12 protein-coding genes and 1 pseudogene are annotated in these 16,243 nt (G+C 69.2%); 7 read left to right on the top strand and 6 right to left on the bottom strand.

What is annotated here, in order from left to right; all coding sequences use genetic code 11:
- Nucleotides 1-67: 67 nt before the first annotated feature.
- Entirely contained in the window at nt 68-2,338 is a 2,271-nt protein-coding gene (locus ACFWHU_RS17965) for a heterodisulfide reductase-related iron-sulfur binding cluster (protein ID WP_387225514.1), read from the bottom strand.
- Between the two features lie 110 nt (nt 2,339-2,448).
- Entirely contained in the window at nt 2,449-3,021 is a 573-nt protein-coding gene (locus ACFWHU_RS17960) for a sugar transferase (protein ID WP_385797960.1), read from the bottom strand.
- Between the two features lie 244 nt (nt 3,022-3,265).
- Between ACFWHU_RS17960 and dnaK the strand changes: the two genes are divergently transcribed.
- The 4 genes from dnaK (at nt 3,266) to ACFWHU_RS17940 (ending at nt 7,598) form a co-directional block, all read left to right on the top strand.
- Nucleotides 3,266-5,128 (top strand): molecular chaperone DnaK, encoded by a 1,863-nt coding sequence (dnaK, locus tag ACFWHU_RS17955; RefSeq protein WP_385797958.1) that lies wholly within the window; start codon nt 3,266-3,268, stop codon nt 5,126-5,128.
- Nucleotides 5,125-5,805, top strand: coding sequence for a nucleotide exchange factor GrpE (gene grpE, locus ACFWHU_RS17950; RefSeq protein WP_387225513.1), 681 nt, complete (start codon nt 5,125-5,127; stop codon nt 5,803-5,805). Before dnaK ends, grpE begins: the two co-directional genes overlap by 4 nt.
- A 99-nt stretch (nt 5,806-5,904) precedes the next feature.
- Nucleotides 5,905-7,116 (top strand): molecular chaperone DnaJ, encoded by a 1,212-nt coding sequence (dnaJ, locus tag ACFWHU_RS17945; RefSeq protein WP_078075944.1) that lies wholly within the window; start codon nt 5,905-5,907, stop codon nt 7,114-7,116.
- A 5-nt stretch (nt 7,117-7,121) separates the two neighbouring features.
- Complete coding sequence (locus ACFWHU_RS17940; RefSeq protein ID WP_387225512.1) at nt 7,122-7,598, top strand: heat shock protein transcriptional repressor HspR; 477 nt, start codon at nt 7,122-7,124, stop codon at nt 7,596-7,598.
- Here the strand turns inward: ACFWHU_RS17940 and ACFWHU_RS17935 are convergent.
- Nucleotides 7,595-8,686 carry a LuxR C-terminal-related transcriptional regulator gene (locus tag ACFWHU_RS17935; protein ID WP_387225511.1) on the bottom strand — a complete coding sequence of 364 codons (1,092 nt, stop codon included), beginning with the start codon at nt 8,684-8,686 and terminating at the stop codon, nt 7,595-7,597. The genes ACFWHU_RS17940 and ACFWHU_RS17935 overlap by 4 nt on opposite strands.
- Nucleotides 8,687-8,799: 113 nt before the next feature.
- Nucleotides 8,800-9,783, bottom strand: a complete 984-nt coding sequence (locus ACFWHU_RS17930; protein WP_385797951.1) for a helix-turn-helix transcriptional regulator — start codon at nt 9,781-9,783, stop codon at nt 8,800-8,802.
- A gap of 296 nt (nt 9,784-10,079) precedes the next feature.
- Here ACFWHU_RS17930 and ACFWHU_RS17925 point away from each other — a divergent pair, with 296 nt between their 5' ends.
- Complete coding sequence (locus tag ACFWHU_RS17925; RefSeq protein ID WP_023539836.1) at nt 10,080-10,400, top strand: hypothetical protein; 321 nt, start codon at nt 10,080-10,082, stop codon at nt 10,398-10,400.
- 149 nt (nt 10,401-10,549) lie between these two features.
- On the opposite strand, the gene ACFWHU_RS17920 is transcribed toward ACFWHU_RS17925, so the two are convergent.
- Nucleotides 10,550-10,954, bottom strand: a complete 405-nt coding sequence (locus tag ACFWHU_RS17920; RefSeq protein WP_387225510.1) for a pyridoxamine 5'-phosphate oxidase family protein — start codon at nt 10,952-10,954, stop codon at nt 10,550-10,552.
- Nucleotides 10,955-11,138: 184 nt separating this feature from the next.
- Between ACFWHU_RS17920 and clpB the strand changes: the two are divergent.
- Together clpB and ACFWHU_RS17910 are read left to right on the top strand one after the other, a co-directional pair.
- A pseudogene (clpB, locus tag ACFWHU_RS17915) lies at nt 11,139-13,721 on the top strand (ATP-dependent chaperone ClpB); the annotation flags it as partial.
- Nucleotides 13,722-13,994: 273 nt separating this feature from the next.
- Nucleotides 13,995-14,543 (top strand): YbjN domain-containing protein, encoded by a 549-nt coding sequence (locus ACFWHU_RS17910; RefSeq protein WP_385797947.1) that lies wholly within the window; start codon nt 13,995-13,997, stop codon nt 14,541-14,543.
- A 46-nt stretch (nt 14,544-14,589) separates the two neighbouring features.
- Here the strand turns inward: ACFWHU_RS17910 and ACFWHU_RS17905 are convergent, their stop codons facing one another.
- The gene (locus tag ACFWHU_RS17905) at nt 14,590-15,918 is read right to left on the bottom strand and encodes a mannosyltransferase family protein (protein WP_387225509.1); all 1,329 of its coding nucleotides are present in this window, start codon (nt 15,916-15,918) and stop codon (nt 14,590-14,592) included.
- Between the last annotated feature and the right edge of the window lie 325 nt (nt 15,919-16,243).

Below are 16,243 nucleotides of genomic sequence, written 5' to 3'. Positions count from 1 at the left end.
CGAGGGCAGAAGAAAGGCCGGACCCGCCCCCGAGGCAGGTCCGGCCGCGCTCTTCCTGAGGAGGGCGTTACGTCGCGGGCTCCGGCTCCGGTTCCTCGGCCGGCTCCGGGGTGTCCTCCGGGTCCGACGGCGGCGTCCGTACGGAGTCGAGCAGCAGCTGCGCCACGTCCACGACCTGGAGCGATTCCTTCGCCTTGCCCTCGTTCTTCTTGCCGTTGACCGAGTCGGTCAGCATCACGAGGCAGAACGGGCACGCCGTCGACACGATGTCCGGATTCAGCGAGAGCGCCTCGTCCACACGCTCGTTGTTGATGCGCTTGCCGATCCGCTCCTCCATCCACATCCGCGCGCCGCCCGCGCCGCAGCAGAAGCCGCGCTCCTTGTGGCGGTGCATCTCCTCGTTACGGAGGCCGGGCACCTTCGCGATGATCTCGCGCGGCGGTGTGTAGACCTTGTTGTGCCGGCCCAGGTAGCAGGGGTCGTGGTAGGTGATCAGACCCTCGACGGGGGTCACCGGGATCAGCTTCTCCTCGTCGACGAGGTGCTGGAGCAGCTGGGTGTGGTGGATGACCTCGTACTCGCCGCCGAGCTGCGGGTACTCGTTCGCGATGGTGTTGAAGCAGTGCGGGCAGGTCGCGACGATCTTCTTCGAGGACTTCGGCCTCTTCGTCCCCGGATCCTCGTCGTCCTCGCCGTACGCCATGTTCAGCATCGCCACGTTCTCCTGGCCGAGCTGCTGGAACAGCGGCTCGTTGCCCAGGCGGCGGGCCGAGTCGCCCGTGCACTTCTCGTCGCCGCCCATGATCGCGAACTTCACACCCGCGATGTGGAGCAGTTCGGCGAACGCCTTGGTGGTCTTCTTGGCGCGGTCCTCAAGAGCGCCCGCGCAGCCGACCCAGTACAGGTAGTCGACCTCCGTGAGGTCCTCGACGTCCCGGCCGACGACCGGCACCTCGAAGTCGACCTCCTTGGTCCACTCCAGACGCTGCTTCTTCTGGAGGCCCCAGGGGTTGCCCTTCTTCTCCAGGTTCTTGAGCATCGTCCCGGCCTCGGAGGGGAACGAGCTCTCGATCATCACCTGGTAGCGGCGCATGTCGACGATGTGGTCGATGTGCTCGATGTCGACCGGGCACTGCTCGACGCACGCGCCGCACGTGGTGCAGGACCACAGGACGTCCGGGTCGATGACACCGTTCGCCTCGAGCGTCCCGATCAGCGGGCGCTCGGCCTCCGCGAGGGCGGCGGCGGGCACGTCCTTCAGCGCCTCCGCCGACGCCTTCTCCTCGCCCTCCATCGTCTTGCCGCCGCCGGCCAGCAGATACGGCGCCTTGGCGTGCGCGTGGTCGCGCAGGGACATGATCAGGAGCTTCGGCGAGAGGGGCTTGCCGGTGTTCCAGGCGGGGCACTGCGACTGGCAGCGACCGCACTCGGTGCACGTGGAGAAGTCGAGGATGCCCTTCCAGGAGAACTGCTCGACCTGCGAGACACCGAAGACGTCGTCCTCACCCGGGTCCTCGAAGTCGATCTCCTTGCCGTCCGACACCATCGGCCGGAGCGCGCCCAGCGCCGTACCGCCGTCGGCCTCGCGCTTGAACCAGATGTTCGGGAAGGCCAGGAAGCGGTGCCAGGCCACGCCCATCGTGGTGTTGAGGCCGAGGGTGATGGCCCAGATCATCGTCACGCCGAGCTTGATCATGGCGGTCAGGTAGACCAGGTTCTGGAGCGTGCCGAGGCTGAGCCCGTCGAACGCCACGACCAGGGGATACGAGACCCAGTACGCCGGTTCGTAGCTGTCGACGTGGTGCAGGGCGCCCTCGAGGCCGCGCAGGGTCAGGATCGCGACGCCGATGGTGAGGATCACGTACTCGACGAAGTACGCCTGCCAGGCCGTGGAGCCGGCGAAGCGCGACTTGCGGCCGGCCCGCGAGGGCAGGTTCAGCAGCCGGATCGCCATCAGTACGAGGATGCCGACGGTGGTCGCGAGCGCGATGAACTCGACGTAGATCTCGTACGGCAGGAAGGTGCCGATGTACGGGATGATCCAGTCGGCCTGGAACAGCTGGCCGTAGGCGTTGACGATCGTCAGCCCGAGCGTCAGGAAGCCGATCGCGACGAACCAGTGCGCGAAGCCGACGACACCCCAGCGGTTCATCCGCGTGTGGCCGAAGAACTCCTTGGCCAGGGTGATCGTGCGCGCTCTGGGGTCGTCGGTGCGACTGCCGGCCGGTACGGGCGAGCCGAGCTTCACGAACCGGTAGATCTCGGCGACGGCTCGTGCGATGAGCGCGACGCCGACGACGGTCAGCACCAGCGACACGATGATCGCGGCGAGTTGCATTGGGGGCTCCTCGGGCCTGCGAGGGTGGGAAGAGCAGCACCACGTCGAGGGGTGCTACCAAGCGGTTCTACTAAGCGGTAACTTAATCGGTTTGTGCTGAGGGTACCCAGTTATCCCGCCGCACTGTAGCCGCGTGGCCGGTGATCTGTGTCGCTGAGGTGACCCTGAGCGGGGATGCGCGGTACGACGAGGTCGTCGCCGTACGGGGCGAGCGCGGCGGCCGGCGTCCGTACGAGGATCAGCAGGTCGAGGCCGATCCAGTACTGCTCCACGTAGTGCTGGTCGAGCAGCGCCGGCTCGTCCCACGGCATCGGGGAGCGGCGGCGCACCTGTGCGAGGCCGGTGAGGCCCGGCCGTACGAACCGTCGCCAGGGCGCCGCGGCCCTGGGGTCGCCCGGCGCGAGCGGCGCGGGGCCGACGAGGGACATCTCACCGCTCACGACGTGGGGCAGGCGTGACAGCAGGTCCAGCCGGTGCCGGCGGGTGGCGAGGGAGCGGGCGGTGAAGACGCGGCCCTCCAGGCCGACGAGGCGCTTGTGGGTGAAGGCGGTGCCGGGGTGCCGCGCGGAGAACGTGAGGGCGAGGGCGGCGGCGGCCAGCACGGGCGCGGCCAGAATCAGCAGGAGTGTGCCGAGCGTCAGATCGAGCAGGCGTTTGGGGTCCAGATCCAGGTCCGGAACCATGGGACCTCCCTGACCGTTGTATGCGACATCGCGCCTTTTGCGCTCGCTTGCCGACCGATCGTGCCGCAGTGGCGGAGAGAAGTTCCGAAGGCGCGCGGACCTGCGGGAACCGCACGGTTGCCGGAAGGTTCCCGGAAATTGAGCCGCACGATAGTTGAGTCTGGTCGACTCAGCTCTGTTGACGCCCGAGGATCGGTCGTGCATCCTTGAGCCTGTTCCACTCAAGTCAGTTGGAGGAATCGAAATGGCACGTGCGGTCGGCATCGACCTGGGCACGACAAACTCCGTCGTCAGCGTTCTCGAAGGCGGCGAGCCCACCGTCATCACCAACGCCGAAGGCGCCAGGACCACGCCGTCCGTCGTCGCCTTCGCCAAGAACGGCGAGGTGCTCGTCGGAGAGGTCGCCAAGCGCCAGGCAGTCACGAACGTCGACAGGACCATCCGGTCGGTCAAGCGCCACATGGGCACCGACTGGAAGATCAACCTCGACGGCAAGGACTTCAACCCGCAGCAGATGTCCGCGTTCGTCCTTCAGAAGCTGAAGCGCGACGCGGAGTCCTACCTCGGCGAGAAGGTCGTGGACGCGGTCATCACCGTCCCGGCGTACTTCAACGACTCCGAGCGCCAGGCCACGAAGGAGGCCGGCGAGATCGCGGGCCTCAACGTCCTGCGCATCGTCAACGAGCCGACGGCCGCCGCGCTGGCGTACGGGCTCGACAAGGACGACCAGACGATCCTCGTCTTCGACCTCGGCGGCGGCACCTTCGACGTGTCGCTCCTGGAGATCGGTGACGGCGTCGTCGAGGTGAAGGCCACCAACGGTGACAACCACCTCGGTGGTGACGACTGGGACCAGCGTGTCGTCGACTACCTGGTGAAGCAGTTCGCCAACGGTCACGGCGTGGACCTGGCCAAGGACAAGATGGCTCTCCAGCGTCTCCGCGAGGCCGCGGAGAAGGCGAAGATCGAGCTGTCGTCCTCCACCGAGACCACGATCAACCTGCCGTACATCACGGCCTCCGCCGAGGGCCCGCTGCACCTGGACGAGAAGCTCACGCGCTCTCAGTTCCAGCAGCTGACGGCCGATCTGCTGGAGCGCTGCAAGACCCCGTTCCACAACGTCATCAAGGACGCCGGTATCGCGCTGTCCGAGATCGACCACGTGGTCCTGGTCGGTGGCTCCACGCGTATGCCCGCCGTCGCCGAGATCGTCAAGGAGCTCACCGGCGGCCGTGACGCCAACAAGGGCGTCAACCCGGACGAGGTCGTGGCCATCGGTGCCGCGCTCCAGGCCGGTGTCCTCAAGGGCGAGGTCAAGGACGTCCTGCTGCTCGACGTCACCCCGCTGTCTCTTGGTATCGAGACCAAGGGCGGCATCATGACCAAGCTCATCGAGCGCAACACCACGATCCCGACGAAGCGCTCCGAGATCTTCACGACGGCCGAGGACAACCAGCCGTCGGTGCAGATCCAGGTCTACCAGGGCGAGCGCGAGATCGCGGCGTACAACAAGAAGCTTGGAATGTTCGAGCTGACCGGACTGCCGCCCGCCCCGCGCGGTGTGCCGCAGATCGAGGTCGCCTTCGACATCGACGCCAACGGCATCATGCACGTGGCCGCGAAGGACCTCGGCACCGGCAAGGAGCAGAAGATGACCGTCACCGGTGGCTCCTCGCTGCCGAAGGACGAGGTCAACCGGATGCGTGAAGAGGCCGAGCAGTACGCGGACGAGGACCACCGCCGCCGCGAGGCCGCCGAGACCCGCAACCAGGCCGAACAGCTCGTCTACCAGACCGAGAAGTTCCTCAAGGACAACGAGGACAAGGTCCCCGGTGACGTGAAGGAAGAGGTCGAGACCTCCATCGGCGAGCTGAAGGAGAAGCTCAAGGGTGAGGACACGGCCGAGATCCGTACGGCCACGGAGAAGGTCGCCGCCGTCTCGCAGAAGCTCGGCCAGGCCATGTACGCCAACGCCCAGGCCGACGGTGCCACCGACGCCCCGGGCACGGAGCAGGCCGGTCCCGCCGGCGGCACCGACGCCGCGGACGACGTCGTGGACGCCGAGATCGTCGACGACGAGAAGCCCAAGAAGGACGGTGCCGCGTGACGGAGGAGACTCCGGGCTTCGAAGAGGAGCCCGACGTCCCTTCAGGCGCCACCCCCGAAGACGCCGCGCCGAAGGCCGCCGAGTCGGACTCCGCGAAGGAGACCGGCCCGGCGGCCCCCCCGGCAGGGGACGTACAACAAGACGCGACACAGACCGCGCTGATCGCTCAGCTGGACCAGGTCCGTACGGCGCTCGGCGAGCGCACGGCAGACCTCCAGCGGCTTCAGGCCGAGTACCAGAACTACCGCCGCCGGGTCGAGCGGGACCGGGTCACGGTCAAGGAGATCGCCGTCGCGAGCCTCCTTACCGAGCTGCTGCCCGTGCTCGACGACATCGGGCGCGCCCGGGAACACGACGAGCTGGTGGGCGGGTTCAAGTCGGTGGCGGAATCGCTGGAGACGGTGGCCGCGAAGATGGGCCTCCAGCAGTTCGGCAAGGAGGGCGAGCCCTTCGACCCGACGATCCACGAGGCCCTGATGCACAGCTACGCGCCGGATGTCACCGAAGACACGTGCGTCGCGATCCTGCAGCCTGGGTACCGGTTCGGCGAGCGGACCATCAGGCCCGCGCGCGTCGCCGTGGCGGAGCCCCAGCCGGGGGTCCAGCCCGGGGAGAAGGCGAAGTCCGCCGACGAGCCGGACACGGACGAGGAGAGCGGTGGCCCGGACGAGGGCTGACGTGCGGCCCCGCGGTACGGGACGTGCGGACGGCGGTACGGATGGGCAGTACGCATGACAGGCAGTACGCATGACGGGCAGTGAGGAGGGACGTCGGGAATGAGTACCAAGGACTTCGTGGAGAAGGACTACTACAAGGTTCTCGGCGTCCCCAAGGACGCCACCGAGGCCGAGATCAAGAAGGCGTACCGGAAGCTCGCCCGCGAGTTCCACCCGGACGCCAACAAGGGTGACGCCAAGGCCGAGGAGCGCTTCAAGCAGATCTCCGAGGCCAACGACGTGCTCGGCGACCCCAAGCGGCGCAAGGAGTACGACGAGGCGCGCTCGCTCTTCGGCAACGGTGGCGGCTTCCGGGCCGGCCCCGGTGCCGGGGGCGGCGGCGGGTCCTTCAACTTCGACCTGGGCGACCTCTTCGGAGGCGGGCCCCAGGGCGGCGGCCAGGGACCCCAGGGCCAGAGCGGCGCCGGCGGCTTCGGCGGCGGGCTCGGGGACGTGTTCGGCGGCCTCTTCAACCGAGGCGGTCCCGGCACGGGCACGCGTACGCAGCCGCGCCGCGGCCAGGACATCGAGTCCGAGGTGACGCTCAGCTTCACCGAGGCGGTCGACGGGGCCACGGTTCCGCTGCGGATGTCCAGCCAGGCTCCCTGCAAGGCGTGTTCGGGCACCGGCGACAAGAACGGTTCGCCGCGGGTCTGCCCGACCTGCGTCGGCACCGGGCAGGTGTCGCGCGGCACGGGCGGCGGTTTCTCGCTGACCGACCCGTGCGTGGACTGCAAGGGCCGTGGGCTGATCGCCCAGGACCCGTGCGACGTCTGCAAGGGCAGCGGCCGTGCCAAGTCCTCGCGGACCATGCAGGTCCGGATCCCGGCGGGCGTCAGTGACGGCCAGCGGATCCGGCTGCGCGGCAAGGGCGCTCCCGGTGAGCGCGGCGGTCCGGCGGGCGACCTGTACGTGGTCGTCCATGTCGGCTCGCACCCGGTCTTCGGCCGCAAGGACGACAACCTCACCGTCACCGTGCCGGTCACCTTCGTGGAGGCGGCGCTCGGCGGCGAGGTCAAGGTCCCGACGCTGGGCGGGCCGGCGGTCACCCTGAAACTGCCCGCGGGCACGCCCAACGGCCGTACGATGCGCGCCCGGGGGAAGGGTGCCGTACGCAAGGACGGCAGCCGTGGCGACCTCCTGGTCACCGTCGAGGTGGTCGTCCCCAAGGATCTCGGCGCCGAGGCTCGTGACGCGCTGGAGACCTACCGGAAGGCGACCGTGGGGGAGAACCCGCGGGACGAGCTGTTCCAGGCAGCGAAGGGAGCGTGACTCCAATGGACGGGGTCGGGCGGCGTCGACCGCACTCATCGTTCAACCAGGCCTTTGAGCTGACCGAAGAGTCGCCGGTCTACGTCATCTCGGTGGCGGCCCAGCTCTCCGGGCTGCACCCACAGACACTGCGCCAGTACGACCGGCTTGGCCTGGTCTCGCCGGACCGTACGGCGGGCCGCGGCAGGCGTTACTCGGCGCGCGACATCGAACTGCTCCGGCAGGTGCAGCAGTTGTCGCAGGACGAGGGCATCAACCTGGCCGGGATCAAGCGGATCATCGAGCTGGAGAACCAGGTCGCGGCGCTCCAGGCGCGCGTGGCGGAGCTCGGCGCGGCGGTGGACGGCGCGGCGGCGGCGATGCGCCAGCGCGAGGCCCAGGTGCACGCGTCGTACCGGCGGGACCTGGTGCCGTATCAGGACGTGCAGCAGACGAGCGCGCTGGTGGTGTGGCGGCCGAAGCCGAAGCTGTCGTCGGACTAGGTCGTGTCCGGCGGATCGGACAGGACCTGGTCGGAGCCTGACGTGTGAAGGCCCGGCGCCTCCCGGAGAGATCCGGGGGGCGCCGGGCCTTCGTCCTGTGGCCGGGGTGGAGGTGCCTGGGTACCCGCCAGGCCCGACCGGACCAGCAGGGCGCCGAGATGGGTACGGCTGGAGGCGCCGAGGGCCTGCATCAGTTTGGCTATGTGGGAGCGGCAGGTACGGACGCTGATGCCCATCTTGCGGGCGACCGCCTCGTCGGTGGTGCCCTCGACGAGGAGTCGCGCGATGCCACGCTGGACCGCGGTGACCGGGGTGTCCGGGGCCGTCGAGGTCAGGTGCTCCGTCAGCGGTGTGCCTTGGGCCCACAGGACGTCGTAGACCTGGACGAGGTACGTGACCAGGGCGGGGTGCCGGATCTCCAGGGCGGTGGTCCGTTCCGCGTTGGCGGGGATGAGCGCCATCTCGCGGTCGACGATGATCAGCCGCTCCACGGTCTGCTCGACGGTGCGTACCTCCAGCCGGCCGGTCGGTACCCGCGTCATGTAGTCCTTGAGGTGCGGGCTGTAGCGCGCCGGGTGCTGGTAGATGTGGCGGAGCCGGGCACCCTGCTCGATGGCCGTGAGGGAGTTCCTGAGTCCCTGCTCCATGGCTGTCTTCGTCCGGTTGCCGCCCGGCTGCGCCGTCAGGATCTCCGACGTGGCGGCGGCCGACGCCTCCCTCAGGACGGAGCTGATGAGCGGCAGTCCTTCGAGGACGGTGATGGAGAGGTTGGGGTCCTCGCTCGGCACGGTCATCAGGGGTGCCAGGGAGTCGGCGAGGACGGCGGTGAGCCGTACCCGTTCGTGGATCTCCCGCGTGATGGGAAGCAGGAGATGCGCCAAGGCGGCCGACGGGGGTACGGGGCGCAGCCAGTCGGCGTCCCTGGGGTCCGGGTGCAGCAGCGCCATGTCCATCAGGCAGGGAGCGGCGGTCAGTTCGCCGCGGCCGATCCCGTCGTTGCGCAGGGCCGCCGTGTAGAGCCGTACGGCCTCGTCGCACAGCTCCCGATCGCCATGTGGATGCGCCCGCTTTGGTCTGGTTCCTCCCATTTGGGTACCCCCCTGTTTCTGCAATGCAGGAAGATGGCGGTGGTGGAATTCTAGCTACCGGGGGATCGTTGTCGGTGGCTGGGAGTGGCCAACTTCCGGGGCGGGTGTGCGTGTCAGTGGTCCTGGTCGAGCATCCCCGACTGGGCGATGAGATAGCCGAGTTGGGCGCGGCTGCCACTTCCGAGCGTCGTGTTGAGCTTGGCGATGTGCGCACGGCAGGTGCGTACGTTCATGCCGAGCCGACGTGCGATCGCCTCGTCCACGTGGCCGTCGACCAGGAGTTTGGCGATGGAGCGCTGGATGCTGGTGATGCCGTCCATCTCCGGCGCGTACGACAACGGTTCGTCCCAAGGGGTCCCGTGGAGCCAGAACTGCTCGAACACGCCGACGAGATACTGGACGAGGCCTTCGTGGCGCAGCTCCAGAGCGATCCTGCGGTCGCTGCGGGCGGGGACGAACGCCACTTTGCGGTCGACGATGATCAGCCGTTCGATGATCTCTTCAAGGGTCCGCACTTCCACCCCGCGCGAGCCGACGCGTTCCACGTAGGCCAGCGTGGACGGGTGATGGCGGGCGGTGTGCTGGTACAGGGTGCGCATCTTCACCCCCCTGCTGATCAGTGGGCGAACCCTGCGGAGCCCTTCCTCGAGGACATCGGGTGCGCGCCCGCTGCCCGGCTGGACGGTGAGCAGTTCCTCGGTGCATTCGCCGGTGACGCGGTCCAGGGTCGAGTTGATGAGGCTCAGCCCTTCGAGCACGGTGATGGCATGCGTGGCCGACGGATCCATGGCTGTGAGGGTCATGAACGGCTCGAAGGTGTCGGCCAGGGAGATCGCCAGCTGCCGGCGTTCCTGGATTTCCCGCTCGATGGGATGCGTGAGCTGGTTCAGCGCGATCGCCGGAGGGACCGGGCGCAGCCACTGGAACTCGTCGGGGTCCGGGCGTAGCAGGGCCAAGTCGAGCAGGCAGGGCGCCCCTTGCGCGTCTGAGCGGGACAGCCGGCCGTGGCGCAAAGCCGCCGCATAGAGGTTTTTACCCACTTCGCACAGTTCGCCTAGCCCATGCTTGTGCCCCGTATTGCCCTGCTCTGACTCCATATGCCACCCCCTCAGGGTCCTGAATTACAGGAACATGATGCCCGTGCTTGCTGGTGGAAGCGTTCAGAGTGAGCCATCGTCTTAATCGCGGGGGGAGGGATGATGATCAGAATGGGGTGGAGATCTTCCATGAAGAGGATGGTTCGCGCGCTTTGCGCACTCGCTTTCGTGGCAGCGACAGCAAGTGTTCTCGTTGCCGGTGGTGACCTCTCGGCGGACGCCCAGTCGTCGTCTTTCTCGATGACCGCGCTGCCCGGTGAGCCCACTTGGGACAGCGCACCGGCGGACTTGGGCGCATGACCGTCCCGCCGGACGACAGGGTCTTTCGGCGTGAGATGGCCTCGGCCTACCGGTCCGGGTGGCACTTCATCGATCTCGTCACGGCGATCCCACACCGTGGTGACTCGCTGATGGTCACGCTGTTCGGAGAGCCCGTGGTCGTCGTCCGCGAGGAGGACGAGGACGTCCGTGCCTACCGGTGTCTGAGGAAGCCTCGGGGGGCGCCGCAGCCCGTACGCTGCGCGATTCGGTACGACATGATTTTCGTCAATCTCGACCAGCGTGACCACCAGCTGGTCGAACCACAGACCATTTCCGCCACCCCCCGCAGTGCCTGAGCGATTCCCCCGTCGTAGTAGATCGCTCGGGCGCTTCCCCCACACAGCGGCGCCATCGTGGACCTGAAACGCGATGGCGCCGCTGTGCTGTCCGCGTGCGGGGCCGGCGTGCCGCGCGCCGCGTGGTGGCGGCGTTCGCGGGGTGCGCGTCATCCTCTGCCCAGCGCGCGGTCGACGGCGATCTCGATGACGACCCGGTCCGGGTTGGGCGCCGGCACGCGCTCGTAGCGGGCCGCGTAACGGCCTACGGCGTCCGCGACCCGATCGGCCTCCGTGTGTACCGTCGCGAGGCCCTCAAGCGTCGCCCAGCGCCCGCCGTGGACCTGGCAGACCGCGACCCGCGCTCCGTCGGGGCCCGCCGCCAGGATGTTGCCGACCTTCGTCGAGTTCTTGTTGGTGATGACACGTGCCAGCCCGGCCTCCGGTTCGTACGTCACGCCCACCGGCACCACGTGCGGTGTGCCGTCCGGCCGGAGTGTGGTCAGGGTGCACAGGTGGCGCTCTCCCCAGAAGGCGAGATATTCGGGGTCGGGATCGCGTACGTCTTGGGCCATGCCGGAAGAATAGGCGCGTATCGGCCTCCGAGGTGCGGGGCGGCGGGAGTTGGTCCGCGAGGACGGCCGGCCGCCGGACGTTCCTCGCGCGCCTTGAGTGGAATAGACTCAACTTTGCGTACGTTGGGTGGGTCAGGTCCCGGGGGTTGAGGGGCGGGCCCGAGTCGAGGAGGAGAGACCGCACGTGGACGCCGAGCTGACGAACAAGAGCAAGGACGCGTTCAACGCCGCCACCGAGCGCGCGGTGTCGGCCGGCCATGCCGATCTGACACCCGCGCACCTGCTGCTCGCGCTGCTGGCCGGCGAGGAGAACGAGAACATCACCGACCTGCTCGTCGCGGTCGACGCCGACCAGGCTGAGGTACGGTCCGGGGCGGACCGGGTGCTGGCCGAGCTGGCCAGCGTGCGGGGCTCCACCGTCGCGCCGCCGCAGCCCGACCGCAGGCTGCTCGCCGTCGTCGGCGACGCCGGCAAGCGGGCCAGGAAGCTGGGCGACGACTACGTCTCGACCGAGCACCTGCTCATCGGGATCGCGGCCGAGGGCGGCAAGGCCGGGGACGTACTGGACCGGCAGGGAGCCGGTGCGAAGAAGCTGCTGGAAGCGTTCGAGAAGGCAAGGGGAGGACGCCGGGTGACCACGCCCGACCCGGAGGGCCAGTACAAGGCCCTGGAGAAGTTCGGCACCGACTTCACGGCAGCGGCGCGCCTGGGCAGGCTCGACCCTGTCATCGGCCGGGACCAGGAGATCCGCCGCGTCGTACAGGTGCTGTCGCGCCGTACGAAGAACAACCCCGTACTGATCGGCGAGCCCGGCGTCGGCAAGACTGCCGTGGTGGAAGGGCTCGCGCAGCGCATCGTCAAGGGCGATGTGCCGGAGTCCCTGAAGAACAAGAAGCTGGTCTCCCTGGACCTCGGCGCGATGGTCGCGGGCGCCAAGTACCGCGGTGAGTTCGAGGAACGGCTGAAGACCGTCCTGTCCGAGATCAAGGAGAGCGACGGGCAGATCATCACGTTCATCGACGAACTGCACACCGTCGTGGGCGCGGGCGCCGGCGGCGACTCCGCCATGGACGCGGGCAACATGCTCAAGCCCATGCTGGCCCGCGGCGAGCTGCGCATGGTCGGTGCGACGACCCTGGACGAGTACCGGGAGCGCATCGAGAAGGACGCGGCGCTTGAGCGGCGTTTCCAGCAGGTGCTGATCGCCGAGCCGAACGTCGAGGACACGATCGCGATCCTGCGCGGGCTCAAGGGCCGGTACGAGGCGCACCACAAGGTGCGGATCGCGGACGCCGCGCTGGTGGCCGCCGCCGCCCTCTCCGACCGCTACATCACCTCGCGCTTCCTGCCCGACAAGGCCATCGACCTCGTCGACGAGGCCGCGTCCCGCCTCCGTATGGAGATCGACTCCTCGCCCGTCGAGATCGATGAACTCCAGAGGTCGGTCGACCGCCTCCGTATGGAGGAGCTGGCCCTCAAGAACGAGTCGGACCCCGCGTCGAAGCAGCGTCTGGAGAAGCTGCGCCGCGACCTCGCCGACCGTGAGGAGGAGCTGCGCGGGCTCGACGCGCGCTGGCAGAAGGAGCGGCAGGGCCTCAACCGCGTCGGCGAGCTGAAGGAGAAGCTGGACGAGCTGCGGGGGAAGGCGGAGCGCGCGGAGCTCGACAACGACCTCGGCACCGCGTCCAAGCTGCTGCACGGTGAGATCCCGGCTGTGGAACGGGAGTTGGAGACCGCGGCAGAGGCGGAGCAGGAAGCCGCCACGGACACCATGGTCAAGGAGGAGGTCGGCCCGGACGACATCGCCGACGTCGTCGGCTCGTGGACCGGGATCCCGGCCGGGCGGCTCCTGGAGGGCGAGACGCGCAAGCTCCTCCGTATGGAGGCCGGGCTGGGGAACCGGCTGATCGGTCAGACCGAGGCGGTCGAGGCGGTGTCGGACGCGGTACGGCGCACCCGCGCGGGCATCGCGGACCCGGACCGGCCCACCGGCTCGTTCCTCTTCCTCGGACCGACCGGTGTCGGCAAGACCGAACTGGCCAAGGCGCTGGCCGACTTCCTCTTCGACGACGAGCGGGCCATGGTCCGTATCGACATGAGCGAGTACGGCGAGAAGCACTCGGTGGCCCGGCTCGTCGGCGCGCCGCCCGGATACGTCGGCTACGAGGAGGGCGGCCAGCTCACCGAGGCCGTCCGCCGCAGGCCGTACAGCGTGGTCCTGCTGGACGAGGTCGAGAAGGCGCACCCGGAGGTCTTCGACGTCCTGCTCCAGGTCCTCGACGACGGCCGGCTCACCGACGGCCAGGGCCGGACCGTGGACTTCCGCAACACCATCCTGATCCTCACGTCGAACCTCGGCAGCCAGTACCTGGTCGATCCGATCCCCTCGGCGGAGACGAAGAAGGAGCAGGTGCTGGAAGCCGTACGGAACTCCTTCAAGCCGGAGTTCCTGAACCGGCTGGACGATCTCGTGGTCTTCTCGGCCCTCTCCAAGGAGGAGCTGGCCCGGATCGCCGAACTCCAGATCGCCCGCCTCGCCAAGCGCCTGGCGGACCGGCGTCTCACGCTCGACATCACCCCGGAAGCCCTCACCTGGCTCGCCGACAAGGGCAACGACCCGGCGTACGGCGCGCGCCCGCTGCGCCGCCTCATCCAGACGGCGATCGGCGACCGGCTGGCGAAGGAGATCCTCTCGGGCGAGGTCATGGACGGTGACACCGTGCGGGTGGAGCGCGTGGAGGACGAGCTGATCGTGGGGCCGGTGACGCGTGGGGAGGAGCCGGAGGACGCGGTGGCGGAGGACGCGGCGGCGGGGTCCGGGCCGGACGCGCCTTCTTTGGAGAAGACGCCGTAAGACGCTGCGAGGCACGGCAGGTCGCAGGCCCGTCACCCGCGTGGTGGCGGGCCTGCGCGCTCGCCGTCGCGTGGGCCGTCGCGCGGACCTTCCTGTGATTGCCGACGGGGTGCAGGGTTTCCGCCCGGGGATCGCGGCTAGGGTCGTCGTCAGACAACGGCATGCCATCCTCAGGAGAATCCAGCGATGACCATCGACCCGTCCTCGATTCCGAATTTCGGGGCCCAGCCCCAGCCGCAGGCTGCGGGAACGGCGGGCCCTGTCGTCCCCGACCAGGATCTGGTCAAGCAGCTTCTCGACCAGATGGAGCTGAAGTACGTCGTCGACGACGAGGGTGACCTCGCGGCGCCGTGGGAGGAATTCCGTACGTACTTCATGTTCCGCGGCGAGGGTGACCAGCAGGTCTTCTCCGTGCGGACGTTCTACGACCGGCCGCACGCCATCGATGACAAGCCCAAGATCCTCGACGCGATCGACGACTGGAACCGCCGCACGCTGTGGCCCAAGGTCTACAGCCACGTGCACGAGGAGGAGGACGGCGGCACCACGACCGTCCGGCTCATCGGCGAGGCCCAGATGCTGATCGGCACCGGGGTCAGCCTGGAGCACTTCGTGTCGTCGACCGTCAGCTGGGTGCGGGCGTCGATCGAGTTCGACAAGTGGATCGTTGAGACCTTCGGGCTGACTCCGGCGGAGGAGAAGCCCGCCGAGGACAAGCCGGCCGACGACGCCTGACGCGCCTGACGACGCCTGACGACCTGACGACAACGTCCGAGGGTCGTTACAGCGGCATCGGGGCCAGCGTCAGCAGGTACGTCCCGTAGCAGCACGACAGCCCGGCGAGGGCGGCGATCACGACGATCGCGGCCCTCGGCCGGGCTTTTGTGAGCGCGCACGCGAGCGGGAGCAGCAGCGGGAACGCGGGCAGCAGGAAGCGCGGCTTGGACTCGAAGAATCCGCCACCGCCGACCGCGATCAGGAGCAGGACCCCCGCGTACACGAGCAGTGGCAGGGGCGGGCGATTCTCCCGGTCCACGAGGAGCAGAGCGAAGAGCAGTACGGCCGCGGCGACGATCAACGCGGTCATGGGGGAGGCGAGTTCGGTGGGCCGTAGCGCGACGTCCCGTACGTTGACCATGTTGTCGACACCGAGGTCGAAGCGGGACCGCCAGCCTGCCTGCACGGCGAAGTAGCCACTGAGCGGATCGCCGGTGCGTAAGCCCACCCAGAGTACGTAACCGCCCCAGCCGAGCGGCGCGACGACGGCCCCGGCCCAGAGGCGCCAGGGGGCGTGGGCGCGGCGCTTCCACAGTTCGTACGCCGCCGCGACGCACACCGCCGCGGCGATCGCGATCCCGTTGGGCCGGGACAGACCCGCGAGCGCGGCCAGCGAACCCGCCCACAGCCAGCGGCCGGTGAGCACCGCGTACAGGGAGAAGGCGGCGAAGGCGGTGAGGAGCGGTTCCGTGTACGCGATGGAGAGCACGACCGAGTGGGGCAGCAGGCCCCACAGGAGCACCAGGACGGCCGCGGTGGTACGGCCCTGGAGGCGCTCGCCGAGAAGGTAGACGGCAAAGGCGGCGGCTGCCGCGGCGGCCCAGGAGAGCAGCAGGGCGGCGGTGCCGCCGTCGAGGGGGAGGACGGTGGTGACGGCGCGTACGAGGCCGGGGTAGAGCGGGAAGAACGCCATGTCGCTGTGGACGGCGCCGTCGGTGAAGTGGAGGGTGTGACCGTAGCCGTCGGCGGCGATCCTCGTGTACCAGACGGAGTCCCAGGTGCGGGTGAGGAGTTGGGACGGGGAGCGGCCGATGTGCTCGGCCCACAGGCACAGGACGAGCAGGCCGGTGAGGCGGGCGGCGGCGAACAGTCCGAGCGCGGGGGCGGCACGGCGGAGGGCGGAGGCGAGGCGGGCGGCGCGCCGGCGGGGGACGCGTCGGGGGATGAGGGCGGTGAAGGTGACGGCCGGTGGGGCGGCCGGCCCGGAGGCCCGTGCGGGGGCCTTTCGGGTGGCCGGTGGGACGGCGTCGGCGGCGTCGAGCGTGTCGGCGGACAGGGGGCACCTCCGTGCGCGCGTGATCGGTCGAACCGACCTTCCGCGCCACTCGCACACCGCGCGACCGCTGAGCCGCCGACCGGGTACGAAGGCGGGCCGTACGAGGGGTGCGCGGGGTTGGGCGGCGTGTCGCCGTGACAGGTGGTGGGCGTGGGCGGGTTGCGGGCGGTGGGTCGGCCGAGGCGCGCCTGCGTGGGCGCGGTACCGGCGGCCGGGGCGGGCGGCGGTGCTTTGGGGGGCACGCCCTCGGGCCCATGCCCGCCCTGCGGGGGAGAGCGATCATGCGCCCTGCGTCGCAGTCGCCTTGACGAGTCGTCAGCCGTCCCGCCGGGCGGATGGCTGCGCTTCGCGCGCATGCCCTGGGCGAGCTGGAGAGGTCCCG

Origin of the sequence: Streptomyces sp. NPDC060366 (assembly GCF_042725135.1) — a bacterium.
Classification (GTDB): Bacteria; Actinomycetota; Actinomycetes; order Streptomycetales; family Streptomycetaceae; genus Streptomyces.
Note: the sequence above shows the minus strand (reverse complement) of the source record. Positions and strands in the feature narration are given on the sequence as shown.

Coding starts and splice junctions, on each gene's coding strand:
- ACFWHU_RS17965 (WP_387225514.1), bottom strand. CDS start 2,338: ATGCAACTCGCCGCGATCATCGTGTCGCTGGTGCTGACCGTCGTCGGC.
- ACFWHU_RS17960 (WP_385797960.1), bottom strand. CDS start 3,021: ATGGTTCCGGACCTGGATCTGGACCCCAAACGCCTGCTCGATCTGACG.
- dnaK (WP_385797958.1), top strand. CDS start 3,266: ATGGCACGTGCGGTCGGCATCGACCTGGGCACGACAAACTCCGTCGTC.
- dnaJ (WP_078075944.1), top strand. CDS start 5,905: ATGAGTACCAAGGACTTCGTGGAGAAGGACTACTACAAGGTTCTCGGC.
- ACFWHU_RS17940 (WP_387225512.1), top strand. CDS start 7,122: ATGGACGGGGTCGGGCGGCGTCGACCGCACTCATCGTTCAACCAGGCC.
- ACFWHU_RS17935 (WP_387225511.1), bottom strand. CDS start 8,686: ATGGGAGGAACCAGACCAAAGCGGGCGCATCCACATGGCGATCGGGAG.
- ACFWHU_RS17930 (WP_385797951.1), bottom strand. CDS start 9,783: ATGGAGTCAGAGCAGGGCAATACGGGGCACAAGCATGGGCTAGGCGAA.
- ACFWHU_RS17925 (WP_023539836.1), top strand. CDS start 10,080: ATGACCGTCCCGCCGGACGACAGGGTCTTTCGGCGTGAGATGGCCTCG.
- ACFWHU_RS17920 (WP_387225510.1), bottom strand. CDS start 10,954: ATGGCCCAAGACGTACGCGATCCCGACCCCGAATATCTCGCCTTCTGG.
- ACFWHU_RS17910 (WP_385797947.1), top strand. CDS start 13,995: ATGACCATCGACCCGTCCTCGATTCCGAATTTCGGGGCCCAGCCCCAG.